Origin of the sequence: Mycobacterium sherrisii, assembly GCF_002102355.1 — a bacterium.
Taxonomy (GTDB): domain Bacteria; phylum Actinomycetota; class Actinomycetes; order Mycobacteriales; family Mycobacteriaceae; genus Mycobacterium; species Mycobacterium sherrisii.
This window is the reverse complement of record NZ_LQPT01000019.1, coordinates 359305-372454: the sequence shown is the minus strand read 5'-3', so window position 1 is coordinate 372454 and position 13150 is coordinate 359305. Positions and strand designations below refer to the sequence as shown.

13 protein-coding genes, 4 tRNA genes and 1 pseudogene are annotated in these 13150 nt (G+C 63.2%); 10 read left to right on the top strand and 8 right to left on the bottom strand.

All coding sequences use genetic code 11. The features are described from left to right. Positions 1-212: 212 nt before the first annotated feature. Positions 213-1166 (top strand): annotated as a pseudogene (locus AWC25_RS03360) (tyrosine-type recombinase/integrase); the annotation flags it as partial. A 14-nt stretch (positions 1167-1180) separates the two neighbouring features. Here the strand turns inward: AWC25_RS03360 and AWC25_RS03355 are convergent. The 3 genes from AWC25_RS03355 to AWC25_RS03345 all read right to left on the bottom strand — a co-directional run bounded on the left by AWC25_RS03355 (position 1181) and on the right by AWC25_RS03345 (position 3258). Continuing rightward, positions 1181-1825 (bottom strand): MAE_28990/MAE_18760 family HEPN-like nuclease, encoded by a 645-nt coding sequence (locus AWC25_RS03355; RefSeq protein WP_142278667.1) that lies wholly within the window; start codon positions 1823-1825, stop codon positions 1181-1183. After that, positions 1822-2946, bottom strand: a complete 1125-nt coding sequence (locus tag AWC25_RS03350; RefSeq protein ID WP_085166340.1) for a DUF262 domain-containing protein — start codon at positions 2944-2946, stop codon at positions 1822-1824. Before AWC25_RS03350 ends, AWC25_RS03355 begins: the two co-directional genes overlap by 4 nt. A 239-nt stretch (positions 2947-3185) precedes the next feature. Continuing rightward, a tRNA-Lys gene (locus tag AWC25_RS03345) sits at positions 3186-3258 on the bottom strand. 135 nt (positions 3259-3393) lie between these two features. Here AWC25_RS03345 and AWC25_RS03340 point away from each other — a divergent pair. From AWC25_RS03340 to AWC25_RS03330, 3 genes are all read left to right on the top strand, one after another. Then, positions 3394-3466: transfer RNA gene (locus AWC25_RS03340), tRNA-Glu, on the top strand. A gap of 48 nt (positions 3467-3514) precedes the next feature. Beyond that, positions 3515-3588, top strand: a tRNA-Asp gene (locus AWC25_RS03335). Between the two features lie 35 nt (positions 3589-3623). Next, positions 3624-3700, top strand: a tRNA-Phe gene (locus tag AWC25_RS03330). A 170-nt stretch (positions 3701-3870) separates the two neighbouring features. On the opposite strand, the gene AWC25_RS03325 is transcribed toward AWC25_RS03330, so the two are convergent. Continuing rightward, positions 3871-4326 carry a PPOX class F420-dependent oxidoreductase gene (locus tag AWC25_RS03325; RefSeq protein ID WP_069398497.1) on the bottom strand — a complete coding sequence of 152 codons (456 nt, stop codon included), beginning with the start codon at positions 4324-4326 and terminating at the stop codon, positions 3871-3873. A gap of 203 nt (positions 4327-4529) precedes the next feature. After that, positions 4530-5027, bottom strand: coding sequence for a hypothetical protein (locus AWC25_RS03320; protein ID WP_069398273.1), 498 nt, complete (start codon positions 5025-5027; stop codon positions 4530-4532). Between the two features lie 194 nt (positions 5028-5221). On the opposite strand from AWC25_RS03320, the gene AWC25_RS03315 reads away from it, so the two are divergent. The 6 genes from AWC25_RS03315 (at position 5222) to AWC25_RS03290 (ending at position 10988) form a co-directional block, all read left to right on the top strand. Then, positions 5222-5905, top strand: a complete 684-nt coding sequence (locus AWC25_RS03315; protein ID WP_069398274.1) for a M15 family metallopeptidase — start codon at positions 5222-5224, stop codon at positions 5903-5905. 62 nt (positions 5906-5967) lie between these two features. After that, on the top strand, positions 5968-6780 hold the full coding sequence (locus AWC25_RS03310) for a methyltransferase domain-containing protein (RefSeq protein ID WP_085166339.1): 813 nt from the start codon (positions 5968-5970) through the stop codon (positions 6778-6780). A 229-nt stretch (positions 6781-7009) separates the two neighbouring features. Further along, entirely contained in the window at positions 7010-8587 is a 1578-nt protein-coding gene (locus AWC25_RS03305; protein WP_085166338.1) for a methylmalonyl-CoA mutase family protein, read from the top strand. Further along, the gene (locus AWC25_RS03300) at positions 8588-9010 is read left to right on the top strand and encodes a cobalamin-dependent protein (RefSeq protein WP_069398277.1); all 423 of its coding nucleotides are present in this window, start codon (positions 8588-8590) and stop codon (positions 9008-9010) included. Continuing rightward, positions 8995-9951: an LLM class F420-dependent oxidoreductase gene (locus AWC25_RS03295; RefSeq protein WP_085166337.1), complete on the top strand. Its 957-nt coding sequence runs from the start codon at positions 8995-8997 to the stop codon at positions 9949-9951. The genes AWC25_RS03300 and AWC25_RS03295 overlap by 16 nt, the downstream gene beginning before the upstream one ends. Beyond that, on the top strand, positions 9948-10988 hold the full coding sequence (locus AWC25_RS03290) for a CaiB/BaiF CoA transferase family protein (protein WP_069398279.1): 1041 nt from the start codon (positions 9948-9950) through the stop codon (positions 10986-10988). The genes AWC25_RS03295 and AWC25_RS03290 overlap by 4 nt, the downstream gene beginning before the upstream one ends. A gap of 106 nt (positions 10989-11094) precedes the next feature. Here the strand turns inward: AWC25_RS03290 and AWC25_RS03285 are convergent, their stop codons facing one another. Genes AWC25_RS03285 through AWC25_RS03275 form a run of 3 tightly spaced genes read right to left on the bottom strand, consistent with a single transcriptional unit; the run spans position 11095 to position 13041 of the window. Next, the gene (locus AWC25_RS03285; protein ID WP_085166336.1) at positions 11095-12357 is read right to left on the bottom strand and encodes an amidohydrolase family protein; all 1263 of its coding nucleotides are present in this window, start codon (positions 12355-12357) and stop codon (positions 11095-11097) included. Positions 12358-12385: 28 nt separating this feature from the next. Next, on the bottom strand, positions 12386-12718 hold the full coding sequence (locus AWC25_RS03280) for a DUF4286 family protein (protein ID WP_085166335.1): 333 nt from the start codon (positions 12716-12718) through the stop codon (positions 12386-12388). Between the two features lie 20 nt (positions 12719-12738). Further along, positions 12739-13041 (bottom strand): 2Fe-2S iron-sulfur cluster-binding protein, encoded by a 303-nt coding sequence (locus tag AWC25_RS03275; RefSeq protein WP_069398282.1) that lies wholly within the window; start codon positions 13039-13041, stop codon positions 12739-12741. Positions 13042-13150 lie beyond the last annotated feature (109 nt).

Sequence of the window (13150 nt, the reverse complement as noted above, 5' to 3'; positions counted from 1 at the left end):
GCCACGTGAGCGATCGGACGATCAGCGCAACGGGCCACGAGTCGACGACGGCCTTCAACGGACAACGGGGCATTACCGTGGGTCACGGACGGGTTCCTTCGGTAGTCAGGACGAGGGGTTTGGCGATTTCTCATCCTGCCGCCGAAGAACCCGTCCCCCGAACACCTCAACCCGTGTCGGCGTCTACAACCTCATGACCCGCAACAACTAGCTTTCGCGCACAGTTGCTGGCACCGCATCACCGCCGCAGCTTCGTCACTCGCGGAAAGCCCAATCCAAGCCGCAAGCCAACAGCCACCCCCGGCACCGGCCTAATCACCCGCAGCCCTAAGACGGTCAAACACATCATCGGAACGCTCAAGCGCATCCTGGATACAGCTGTGGACGATCAGGCCATCCAGTCCAACCCTGTGGTTGCCGGTAGACGGCACACGACGAAGCGCAGAAGTCGAGCAGCCGGGGAGACACCGTTTAGCCATCATCCGCTTACGGCCAACCAAGTGGCGTCTGTGTCGGACTGGATCGCTCGCGAGAAAGGCAACCAGGTGTACGCGCTGGCCATCCTCTTCGCCGCCCACACCGGGGTACGGGCAGCGGAGTTGCAGGGTCTACAGGTGCAGGACGTCACGCTGTCCGATATTCCCGGCACGGTTGGCAGCATCCGCATTGTTCGGACTGCTGCGCGAAAGTCCGGAACATGGACCCACGGCACACCCAAAAGTGATGCCAGCACCAACCGCGTAGTGCCTCTAGCGCCGTGGCTTGCTGACGAGCTGCGGCAATATCTGACTACGGTGCACCCCTTTGCCGGCAAGAAGCGCATCGCTCATGCGCCGCTGTTCCCCGGTCGGCGTAGCCGCTCAAACTTCGACTGGGCTAAGCCGGTGGTGGCCGACAACCTGTACGACAACTACCTGCAGCCCGCCTGCAAGGCTCTCGGCTTAGGGTCCGTACGGTTCCATGACCTTCGCCACAGCTTCGCCACCATGAACTTGAGCGCGGGGGAGCACTACATGCAGGTATCTAAGTGGCTGGGGCACGCCAGTTTCGTATTGACGTTGACGACCTACGCGGACTACATCAGAGAGGACGAATTAGCGGCGCCAAAGGTGGGGCGGGGTGTAGCAGGGGTCGCCTTCGGGAATGTCCTTACACTGCATGGCTAGCCTTACCCGGCGACTCAGGACATGAGGTAGGAATGCTCAACTGCGCCGTTAACAAGTTGAGTCGCAATATCGTCCATCATCCAGAGAATCTGCGAGCTCAGTTCTTGCCAATCGGTCTGCGCGATGTTGGCGTACTCTCCGTGCGCTATTTTATTTCGCGAATTAACCAGTTGCTCGTCGATCAAATCGGAATACTTTGCATATCGATATGCGTCGCACCCAACACCAGTCAGGATTTCCACTAGTACCGCATAGGATAAATTCGACTCCGTTATCACCGCATCGCGTGAATTGGGAATCCTGACACGCTCCTCTGCGCGGTCCCGAATGTCCTTGACTAGTTCTGCGCGCATCGCTATCTTCTTGGCGAAGATCGCCTCAGAGATCCGTCCTCGAAGTGCGAGGGCCGCGATTTCCGGAATCAGTTGCGATAAGGAAATGTTTTGCGTCGACAGGTAGCATAGGTAATAGTGGCAAGCATTCTTGATGAATCCTTCCCAATGCGCGTAAAGAAGCGCCACCGAGCCGCGCAACAGAGCTCGAGAGAATTCTGGATTTACTTTACCCAGCTGACTACTAAACAATACAAGTTCACGCCGCCGCCATACTAGGTCATCAGAAATTCGATCGAATAACTCCTCTTGAGTGCGAATCTTCATGTGACCGAACTGAAGAAGTCACGCGCCTCCGGCAGTGTCTTCGGCACCCGCGTCGAACCACGGCTTCCGCCTTTCGAAGCATTGCGGAACGTCGAGTTTCCCCACCATTCAGCGACTCGCGACCGTAACAGCTCTGGCTTATCAGCCGTTTCAAGCCATCGGTCGAGGTTAAGCCCCACTCCCACGGTGATCGTCTCGTATGCCGATACGGAGAAGCCGCCTAGGAACCGCGTATCGGCGAACCGCCGAAAAGCATCATCGCCCAGAGCCGCATTAAGTACTTCAAATATTTTACGAAATCTTTCACCTTCGAACTGTCGATCGAAATCATTCTCATCGACTGTAGCGAAGATTTTGTTGGAAACAAAGCTGTCTATGTTACCCATGTTCTTCAGATCTTCATCCGATGTTCGAATGAGGGCAATGAATCGGCAAACGAGTTCCATGTCTTTGGCCTCGTCGTATAGCCTATCTGTAATAGATATCGTGTCTTGGAAGTTCTCATCGTTACGTAGGCCATCCAGCCACTCAAATAGGCTTGGATCAAGCATGATCAATTGCGCATTTCGAATTTCCTGGGCAGAAAGCGGGCTTCCGCCAGTGTTAAGGCGGTCAAATAGTTCAAATTTGGCTTTTTCGTCGCTTTCAGGAAGGAGTATCTTCAAGTCAATTTTTGCCCGCTTAAGAGCCAGCCGTTGACCCGGAGAGAGGGCCGCAGTAGCTCCTTCTGTATCTTCGTCATAAGCCGCGCCTTGAAGATGTTTAAGATACTTCGTTGCCCGTAGGACGCTGGCAGGAACAACTACTTTCTTCGACTCGTCACGAAGTTCACCCATGAATTCGAGGATTGTGCTGAGTCGTTGTAGGCCGTCGATGACCTCCCAGACGCTGTCATCGCGTTGAATTACGAAGATGGAGGGCACCGGGATGCCCAACAGCAGGCTTTCGATAAGCCGTGACTTCTGCTCTGTGTCCCAGCGGAAGAGTCGCTGGAACTCGGGTCGGATAACAATCTCCTCGTCCCTGTAGAGATTGACGATCTCCCCGACGGACATAGACATCGCTTCCGAACGGATAGATTGACGCGCCGTCTCAATCTCGTCCTGCAGCGTGTCGACCATGAGACTCCTCGATGTGGTTCTGGACCGCAGGCCCCGACTTACGGCCAATCTACTTCGTCACTGACCCACGATTCGTAGCTTCGGCACAACAACACGGGTTGCGTGCGTTGGCGACGTTAGAAGCGCAGGGGCCTGGTGAGCGCGGATGTGGACGTGGTGTGGACGTAGCCCGGCATCACGGCGGACTAGCCTCAGCCTGGTAACCGGGGACAACGCGCCTGACTCGACGTTCGCATTTGTGCCCCCACTAGGACTCGAACCTAGGACCTGCGGATTAAAAGTCCGTAGCTCTACCAACTGAGCTATAGGGGCGCGGAGATTCAGGATACTTGGACACGAATCGCGGCTCGAACACTCCTCGTTTGAGGATTGGGCCTGCGGTGACCTAAGCTGGCGTGGCTCCCAACGCAAGTTGCGTTGCGAGTACCCCCGGAGTGATTCGGACTGGCCCCCATCGTCTAGTGGCCTAGGACGCCGCCCTTTCACGGCGGTAGCACGGGTTCGAATCCCGTTGGGGGTACGCGCAACGGCGGCAACGCCGGGGCGAGCAGTACACGCAGGAAAGCAAGGCCCTGTGGCGCAGTTGGTTAGCGCGCCGCCCTGTCACGGCGGAGGTCGCGGGTTCGAGTCCCGTCAGGGTCGCCCATGAAGGCGAGGCACGTTATCGGTGCCTTCCGGGCCAGGTAGCTCAGTTGGTACGAGCGTCCGCCTGAAAAGCGGAAGGTCGCCGGTTCGATCCCGGCCCTGGCCACCACGTTTCACCTGCACGGCCACCGGTGTCGTGGTCGCTGCGGCCAACAGAGCGCCGGTGAACGGCAGCGGCCATCCTCTGCCGTGGACCGGGACGACGGCCGTGGCGGTACAGACGAACGTCCCTCGCGGTCCGTTCGCGAAAGCTCGCTGTCCTGAGCCCGAACAGCCGCCCTACTTCGGCGGAAAGCCGCCCGTGGCGATCGGGCCCCAGCGGCGCGGCGTGATCCGAATCAGACACTTGCCCTGCTCAACCATGGCGCGGCGGTACTCCGCCCAGTCGGAATGCTCTCCGGCGATCACTCGGTAGTAGTCGACGAGCAGTTCCACGGCCTCGGGCAGGCCGATCACCTCGGCGTCGCCGTCGACTTGGACATAGGCCCCATTGAAGTCGTCGGAGAGGACAACCACACTTGCCGACGGGTTACGGCGCAGGTTCGTGCTCTTGGCGCGTCGAGGATAGGTCGCGATCACGATGCGGCCCTGTTCGTCGACGCCACCGGTCACCGGCGAACTCTGCAGCGATCCGTCCGAGCGAAAAGTGGTCAGCAGCATCCTGTGCCGGGGCCGGATGAAGTCGAGGAGTTCGGGAAGCCCGACCACGTCCGCGGTCGCAATCTTGGGAGCCATGGACTCCACAGTAGCGGGACCGCGAGCCGCGTACATGAGCGTGCTCCCGGCATCGACGGTCACGGGAAACCCTGTGATGTAACGGAATTCATGCGGGGACCGGGCGCATGCCGTCGTGATCAGCGAGGCCGAGCACGGCCCGCAGGTATTCCGACGTTTTGCCGCGCGGCCCGACCGGTTCACCGCGGCGGGCCAGCGACAGGCTAGATCGGCGTGATGATTTCCGACGTGTAGAAATCAATCGGCCGTTGCGAGTGCGGCGATGGGCGGTCGACGAAGACCCAGACACCGGTGGTGCCTGCCGCGATACCGCCCCGCACCGTCACTGTTCCCGCTCCGCTTCCGTCGGTGTCGATACCGCCAACAGCCACACCAGGATCACCGGCCGCGCAGCCGGGGGAGGTTCTGGGCGATTGAATGAGCCGGACGTTGTAGTGGGCCTGCGGTTCGGCCGCGGCGAGTTGCACCTGCGCGACGACCTCGTTGGACGCGCCTCTGCCGATGATCGCGTGACCGGTGCCCGTGCCATTTGTCGGCACGTTTATCGCCCAGGTGAAATCGCACGCCCGAAATTTCGCCGTCACCGGTACGAATTTGCCCGCGGCACTGGAGTCGGCTGCGGCGACGCCGGTTAAGCCCCAAACTGTCGCTGTGCCAAGCAAATTAGCGCCAAGAAGGATGACCGTACTAATTTTTCGCATCTGTTTTCCTGACGCGTGAAGTTTGCCAAACTTAAAACGTACCAAAAGTAGTGAACGTCGCCGCCTACAATGTGGCTGAAGTTAGGCAAATCACATTTCGCGACAATTTGCCCTGTGGCTCACATTCGTGAATGAAAGTCCGCACGCGACCGGCTGGTTCGGCTCGATAAGCGGCGAGCCGCGACAATGGCGGGATGCGCAGTGTTCGCCCGTTGGTGCTCCTTGTCGCGTTATTCGCGGCCCCGGGCGCCCAGGCCAGTCCCGACGTACCGCCCGTCAGCGACGCCGCACGGGCCGCCGGATTCGTCGATGTCCGCACCGTCGTCCCCGACGCCGTCATCGACCTGCGTTATGCGACCCCGAACAACTTCACCGGCACGCAGCTGTATCCCTCCGATGCCCGGTGCCTTGTGCATCAATCCATGTCGAAGGGCCTCGCGAACGCGGCGTCCGCGCTGCGCGCACAAGGGCATCTGCTGGTGTTCTGGGATTGCTACCGGCCGCACGACGTTCAGGTCCGGATGTTCGACGTCGTCCCCAACCCGTCCTGGGTGGCTCGGCCGAGCGCGTACGCGCACAGTCACGAATCGGGACGGTCAGTGGACGTGACCTTTACCGCCGCCGGGCAACAGTGCCCGCCCCAGCAGCACGCCGACGGTCTCTGCCTGGCCGACATGGGCACCGGATTCGACGACTTTTCCCCGCGCGCAACGGCATACGCCACACAGGGCGTCAGTGCCGATGCCCAGGAAAACCGGGCCCGATTGCGGGACGCGATGAAGTACGGCGGGTTGAGCCCCTACGCCGGGGAATGGTGGCACTTCGACGGTCCCGGCGCGAAGGACGACCGCCCGATTCTCAACGTGCCGGTGGACTGAGTCGTCTCATATATTGGGACGATGGATTCATAATATGAATCGTCGCCGGTAGGCTGTGCGGCATGAACGACGCGCGCCGGGCCAGGTATACCCACGGGCACCATGAGTCGGTGCTACGGAGTCATCAGCGACGCACCGCCGAGGACTCCGCGGGCTACTTGCTGCCCTGGCTGAGGCCCGGTCTTGCCGTCCTCGACGTGGGGTGTGGCCCCGGCACCATCACCGCCGATATCGCCGCCCTCGTCATGCCCGGATCGGTCACGGCCATCGACCAATCCGCCGACGTCCTTGACGACGCCCGCGCCGAGGCGCGGCGGCGCAACCTGTCCAACGTCTCGTTCGCGGTCGCCGACGTCGATCGGCTCGACGTGCCCGACGACGCCTTCGACGTCGTGCATGCGCATCAGGTGCTGCAGCACGTCACCGATCCGGTGCAGGCGCTACGGGAAATGCGCAGAGTGTGTAAGCCGGGCGGAATCGTGGCGGCGCGCGACGCCGACTACTCCGGATTCGTTTGGTACCCAATGCTTTCCGACCTGGATGCGTGGCGCGATATCTATCAGCGGGCAGCCCGCGCCAATGGTGGCGAACCGGACGCCGGTCGCCGATTGTTGTCGTGGGCGCTGGCGGCCGGCTTCGACGACGTCACCCCCTCTGGCACGCTCTGGTGCTATGCGACGCCCGAGAGCCGTCAGTGGTGGGGTGGCATGTGGGCCGATCGCATCCTGCATTCCAGCATCGCCGACGACGCCGTGCGGCTCGGCCTGGCGACGACCGCGCGGCTCGAGGAGATCTCGGCGGCCTGGCGGAGGTGGGCAGCCGCCCCGGATGGTTGGTACGGGATCCCGCACGGCGAAATCATCTGCCGCGCTTGAATCCTCAGTCCCGGGAATAGGTCCGGGATGGGTTGCTCGCCACCGCCTACCGCGTCGCGCCCCCGGCGCCGGTGTCAACGAAAAATCGGCGACCGGCCCAGCGACAGCCGCGCCATACCGTTACTCGGACCGGGTGTGACGGGCTGCGGACCTGGCACGTATAACCCATTTGCGCTGGTCACGGCATTGGTATTGGCATTCTCTTTTTTTGCAAGTACGTTATTCACCGATGGATAATACGGCCTACACTCCGTCCGGGATCCCGCTGCAGCCCGTCTACGGCCCGGCGGATTTGAGCGCGGAGCCTCCGCAGCCGGGGGAGTTCCCCTTCACCCGGGGTAACTTCGCGTCCGGTTATCGCGGCAAGCTCTGGACCTTCCGGCAGTACTCGGGTTTCGGCACCGCCGAGGAATCCAACCGCCGGTATCGCTACCTGCTCGAGCAGGGCGGAACCGGGTTGTCGGTGGCGCTCGACCTGCCCACCCAATGTGGCTACGACTCCGACGACCCGGAGTTCGGGGAGGAGGTCGGCAGGGTCGGCGTTGCCGTCGACACGCTGGCCGACTTCGAGATCTTGTTCGCCGGCATCCCGCTGGACAAGCTGAGCACGAGCATGACCATCAACGGCACGGCCGCGATCCTGCTGGCCTTCTACGTGGCTGCTGCCGAGAAGAAGGGCATCCCGCGGGCGAAGCTCACCGGGACTATCCAGAACGACATCCTCAAGGAGTACGCCTCGCGCGGGACGTGGGTCTGGCCGCCGGAACCGTCGCTGCGGTTGATCGCGGACACCATCGAGTTTTGCGCCGCCGAGGTGCCGCGGTTCAACGCGATCTCGGTGGCCGGGGCACATTTTCGCGATGCCGGGGCCAACGCGGTGCAGGAGATGGCGTTCACCCTGGCCGACGGGGTGACTTACTGCGACACCGTGGTGCAGCGCGGCCGCATGACGATCGACCAGTTCGCGCCACAGATCTCGTTCTTCTTCTACACCCACGGCGACTTCTTCGAGGAGATCGCCAAATACCGTGCCGGACGGCGGCGTTGGGCCACCATCGTGCAGGAGCGCTACGGGGCGAAGACGGCCAAGGCGGCGATGTTTCGCTTCGGCTGCGTCTGCGGTGGCGCGTCGCTGTACGCGCCGCAGGCGCACAACAACATCGTGCGGGTGGCCTACGAGGCGATGGCCGCGGTGCTGGGCGGTGTCCAGTCGATGTTCACCGCGGCCTGGGACGAACCGTTTGCCCTGCCCACCGAGGAGACGACGACCCTGGCGTTGCGCACCCAGCAAATCCTGGCGCACGAAACGGGAGTGGCCAGCGTCGCCGACCCGCTGGGTGGCTCCTACTTCGTCGAGGCGCTGACCGACGCAACCGAGGCTCGCATCATCGAGATCATGGCCGACCTCGAGCGGCACGGCGGCATGGTGCACGCCATCGAGGACGGTTACCTGCAAGGCCTGATCGCCGACGAGGCGTTCAAACTCCATCAGGAGATCGAATCCGGCGCGCGTCCGGTCGTCGGAGTGAATCGGTTCGTGACCGAGGAGCCCGAACACGATGTGGTCACCTACGAGCTCGACGCCGAAGGGCGTGATCTGCAGCTCAAGCGACTCTCGAAGGTCAAGTCGGAAAGAGATTCCGCCGCAGTAAAATCCAGTCTTGCCGCACTGTCGCGCGCCGCCGAAGGAAATGACAACCTGATGCACAATTTGATCGACTGCGCCAACGCGTACTGCACGGTCGGGGAGATGGTTTCCGCACTCAAGGCGGTGTGGGGCGAGTTCCAGCAACCGGTGGTGTTTTAGGTGGCCGTCCGGATTCTGGTGGCCAAACCCGGTTTGGACGGCCACGACCGGGGCGCCAAGATCGTGGCACGGACGCTGCGCGACGCCGGGTTCGAGGTCATCTACACCGGCATCCGGCAGCGCATCGAGGACATCGCCTCGATCGCGGTGCAGGAAGACGTCGCCGTGGTGGGGCTGAGCATCCTTTCCGGTGCGCACCTGGCGCTCACCGCCCGCACCATCGAAGCGTTGCGCGCCGCCGACGCCGCCGACATCGCGGTCGTCGTCGGCGGCACCATTCCGCACGCCGACGTGCCCAAGCTGCTGTCCGCCGGCGCGGCCGCGGTGTTCCCCACCGGGACACCGCTGGAGGCGCTTGTGCGGGAGATCCGCGCGCTGACCGGCACGCCCGAACCCATGGAGGACCAGTGCGCGTCGGAGTGATGATCGGCGCCGAGCGTGGCGAGATGGCCCGCAAGGTGGACAAGTTGGCCGCCGACATCGAATGGGCCGAGGCGGCCGGGCTGGACACCGCGTGGATGCCTCAGGTGCCCAACGACTTCGACTGCCTGACCATGGTGTCGTTGATGGCCGCGCACAGCTCGCGCATCGAATTGGGCACCGCGGTGGTGCCGCTGCAGGCCCAGCACCCGATCGCGCTTGCCCGGCAGGCCCTTTCGACGCACGCCGTGACAAGGGGGCGGCTGGCGCTGGGGGTCGGGCCGTCGCACCACTGGATCATCCGGGACATGCTTGGCCTACCGTATGAGAAGCTGGCCGCCTACACCCGCGACTACTTGCAGGTGCTCAACGCCGCGATCGCCGGACCGGGATCGGTTGACGTCGAAAATGATTCGTTCACCGTGCACAACCCGATGGCGATCGGGGCCGATAGCCCGATGCCGGTGCTGGTCGCCGCCCTGGGGCCGGTGATGCTGCAGATTGCCGGCGAGCTCGCCGACGGCACCGTGCTGTGGATGGCCGACGAGCGCGCGATCGGCGATCATATCGCGCCGAAGATCACCAAGGCAGCCGCGGACGCCGGCCGCCCCGCGCCGCGGATCATCGCCGGTATACCGGTATGTCTTTGTGCGCCTTCACAAGTCGACGCGGCCAAGGAGCGTGCCAACCGTATCCTGGGCGAGGCCGAGGTGTCACCGAACTATCAGCGGTTGCTCGACCGCGGCGACGCCCGCGATGTCGGCGATCTGTGTGCGGCCGGCGACGAGGCGGCCATCTTGGCCCGCATGCGCCGCTTCGCCGACGCCGGGGTGACCGACCTGTCGGTGCGGCTGCTGCCGATCGGTGAAGATCGGGACCAGCTGGTCGCCTCCAAACGCCGCACACGCGAGATGATCGCCGGACTCGTAGCGGAATTGCGTTGACCGACAACAACACCGGACCGCTGGCAGGGATACGCATCCTCGAGGTCGGCACCATGCTGGCGGGCCCGTACGCCACCATGCTGCTGGCCGATCTCGGCGCCGAGGTCACCAAAATCGAGCCTGCAGGCGGTGAGATCTCACGCAGCGTCGGCGCGACCTACTTCGCCAGCCTCAATCGCAACAAGTCCAGCATCGTCCTCGACCTGAATTCCGAAGCGGGACAACAGCGATTGGGCGAACTGGTCGCCGGATCTCATGCGCTACTGGTGAACCTGAAGCCGTCCGCCATTCGCCGTCTCGGTCTGACCTACGACGCGCTGCGTCGACACAACGACCAAATCGTCTGCGTCGCGATCACCGGCTTCGGCCTGTATGGCGGTGACGACCCGGCTTTCGACTACGTGGTGCAGGCCGGCGTCGGCACCGCGGCGCTGACCGGCGATCCGGATGGACCGCCGACGCTGCCCGGCTACTCCTCGGCCGACAACTCGACCGGCATGACGGCCGCCCTCGGACTTTTGGCCAAAATCATCTCCGGAACGGGTGGCCAGGTCGACGTGTCGCTGCGCGACGTGATGCTGTCCCAGCTGAACTACCACGCGTCGGCCTACCTCAACAGCGCTGTCGAGCCGCAGCGACGGCCGTACGGCGCCCACTCGTATTACGTCCCGGCTCAACTCTTTCCGACCGCCGACGGCTATCTGGCGCTGTTCATCACCCATGATGGATTCTGGAAGTCGTTCGCCGCCGAAGCGGGCATCGGCGGTTTCGAAACGATGGCCGAACGAGTGGCCCGTCGCGACGAGGTGCTGGCCGTGGTCACGGCGATACTCGCGACCGACACCGCGGCGGGGTGGGAGCGACGCCTGCGCCCGCTCGGAGTTCCAGCGGCGGCCGTGCGTACGCTGCCCGAGGCGCTTGAAGCAACACCGGAAGTGGTTGTCACGGCAGGGGATTTCCGTCTGGTCGGCTCTCCGATCCACGTCTCGGGTTACCAGCCCGAATACCGGCCACCGCCACCGCTTCCCGAAGGCTGAAGCCGCCGTGCGCCAGGGCGGTGTCACCGCGCGAGCGTGAAGTTGGCCGCACGTTCGGTCCTGAGCGTGAAGTTAACCGCACGTTCGGGCTCGCCCTGCCCGGGCCTCACGAGCTGGCGAGTTGCTTTTCCTGGTACCGGCGCGCCCACTCAGCGCGTGACCGGATCGCGATGTCCACGTCGGCTGCCTTGGCGCGCAAGGCTTTCACGGTCGCCTGATCGCGGGGCGTGCGGTCAAACGGGTCCCAGCCGAAGAACCTGCAGGCGTTGGCCCAGGTGATCTTGTCGATGTCGGAGTCGTCCGCACCCGCGGCGTTCAGCTCGGCCAGCACCTGCTCCGGCGCGTCCGGCCAGAAGCAGTCCGAATGCGGGTAGTCGCACTCCCACGCGATTATGTCGATGCCGATCTCATGGCGCAGCTTCAACGACGTCTTGTCGGTGACGTAGCAGGCCAGCGCGTGCTCGCGAAAGACGTCGCTGGGCAGCTTGTCCCCGAAGTCGCGCCGCAGCCACTTCTGGTTGGTGTAGTGGCGGTCGCTGCGGTCCAGATAGAACGGAATCCAGCCGATGCCGCCCTCGGAGAACGCGAACCGTAGGTCCGGATAGTTGCGCATTGCGGGGCCCCACAACAGATCTTGCGCGCACATCGCCGAGACCTGGGTGGCCAGGATGATCATGTTGTCGATCGGCGCGTTCGGAGCCATGCTGATCGCCCCGAACCCGGTGCCGATGTGCAGACACATCACCACGTTGTGTTCGGACAGCGTGCGGAAGACCGGACCCCAGTAGTCGTCGTCGTGGTAGCTCGGAAGTCCTTCCAGGTGGGGCAGTTCCGGCATGGTAACCGCGCGGCAGCCCTTCGCGGCGACGCGGCGGATCTCCGCACACATCCCCTCGGGGGTCCACGTCGGTAGGATCGCGATCGGGATGAATCGGTCCGGGTAGGAGCCGGCCCACTCGTCGATGTGCCAATCGTTGTAGGCCGACACCATCACCAGGGTGACGTCCTCACGGGTCATATTGAGGTGCCGCGCGGAGAAGCCGGTAAACGTCGGAAAGCACATCGACGCGAGGATGCCATTGCGGTTCATGTCGCGGACGCGTTCGTGAACGTCGTAAACACCCGGGCGCATTTCGGCGAAACCGGCTGGGTTGCGGCCCCATTCCTCGGCGGGCCAGGACACCACGGCGTTGAGTCCGCTCACGCCCTGCGGCCGGCCCTGGTACATCCACTGGTCGACGCCCGCGTCGTCGGTCACGACGATGGGTGCCTCGTCCTTGTACTTGGCAGGCACGTGGCGCAGGAACATGTCCGGCGGCTCGACCACGTGGTCGTCGATACTCACCAGAATTAGGTCGTCGACCCGCATACTTTCCTCTCTTACGCAGTGGCGCAGCCTATTTCGGTGAGCCGGTGCATTCGGTCGTGGTCTGCAAAAGTCGGGGGATGGGCGCGGGATCCAGCTGCAGGGCATCGGACATGGTCAGCTGGCCGGCGTTGGCGATCATGTTGTCCAGCACGGCCTGTAGGTCGTCGCCCTCGATTTCATAGATGGCGACGTACGGACCGTCCGGGTTGACCGGGCGCAGCCGTCGCGCGGAGACGATTCCGTCGAGGGCTACGAGTTCGGGTAAATGGACTTCGTCGTACCAGGTGTTGTACTCCTGGTCGCGCTCGGGCGAACTGGGTCGGCTCTCCACCAGGATGATGCCCTTGGTCTTCGTGGACATAGGTCGTCACCTTCCTGTGACTACTCGTAACGCACCGTGACCGAGTCGGTGTCCGGTATGCCTTGGCACGTCAGAATGTAACCGTCGGCCACTTCGTCGTCGTCGAGTGCGTCATTGGTCCGCATCGTGGCGCGACCACTCTCGAGGCGTGCCATGCACGTCCCACAGTTGCCGGCCTCGCAATTGAACGGCGGGTCCAGGCCGGCCCGCCGCGCACTTTCCAGAAGCGTCTCGCCCGGAATCAGCGGCACCGTTGCCTTCTTGCGCTCCAGGTGGATCGTCACCGTGCCCGGCTCGGCACCGTTCGAAGTGGGATCTGCCACCCTGCGAGCCTCCTCGGTGTTCGCGTGACGGCCGCGCGCCCGTACTTGCGTTCTTCAGTATAGAGAATACTATTCTCACCTAGCGATAGCATCTTCTCTACTGCGCCGC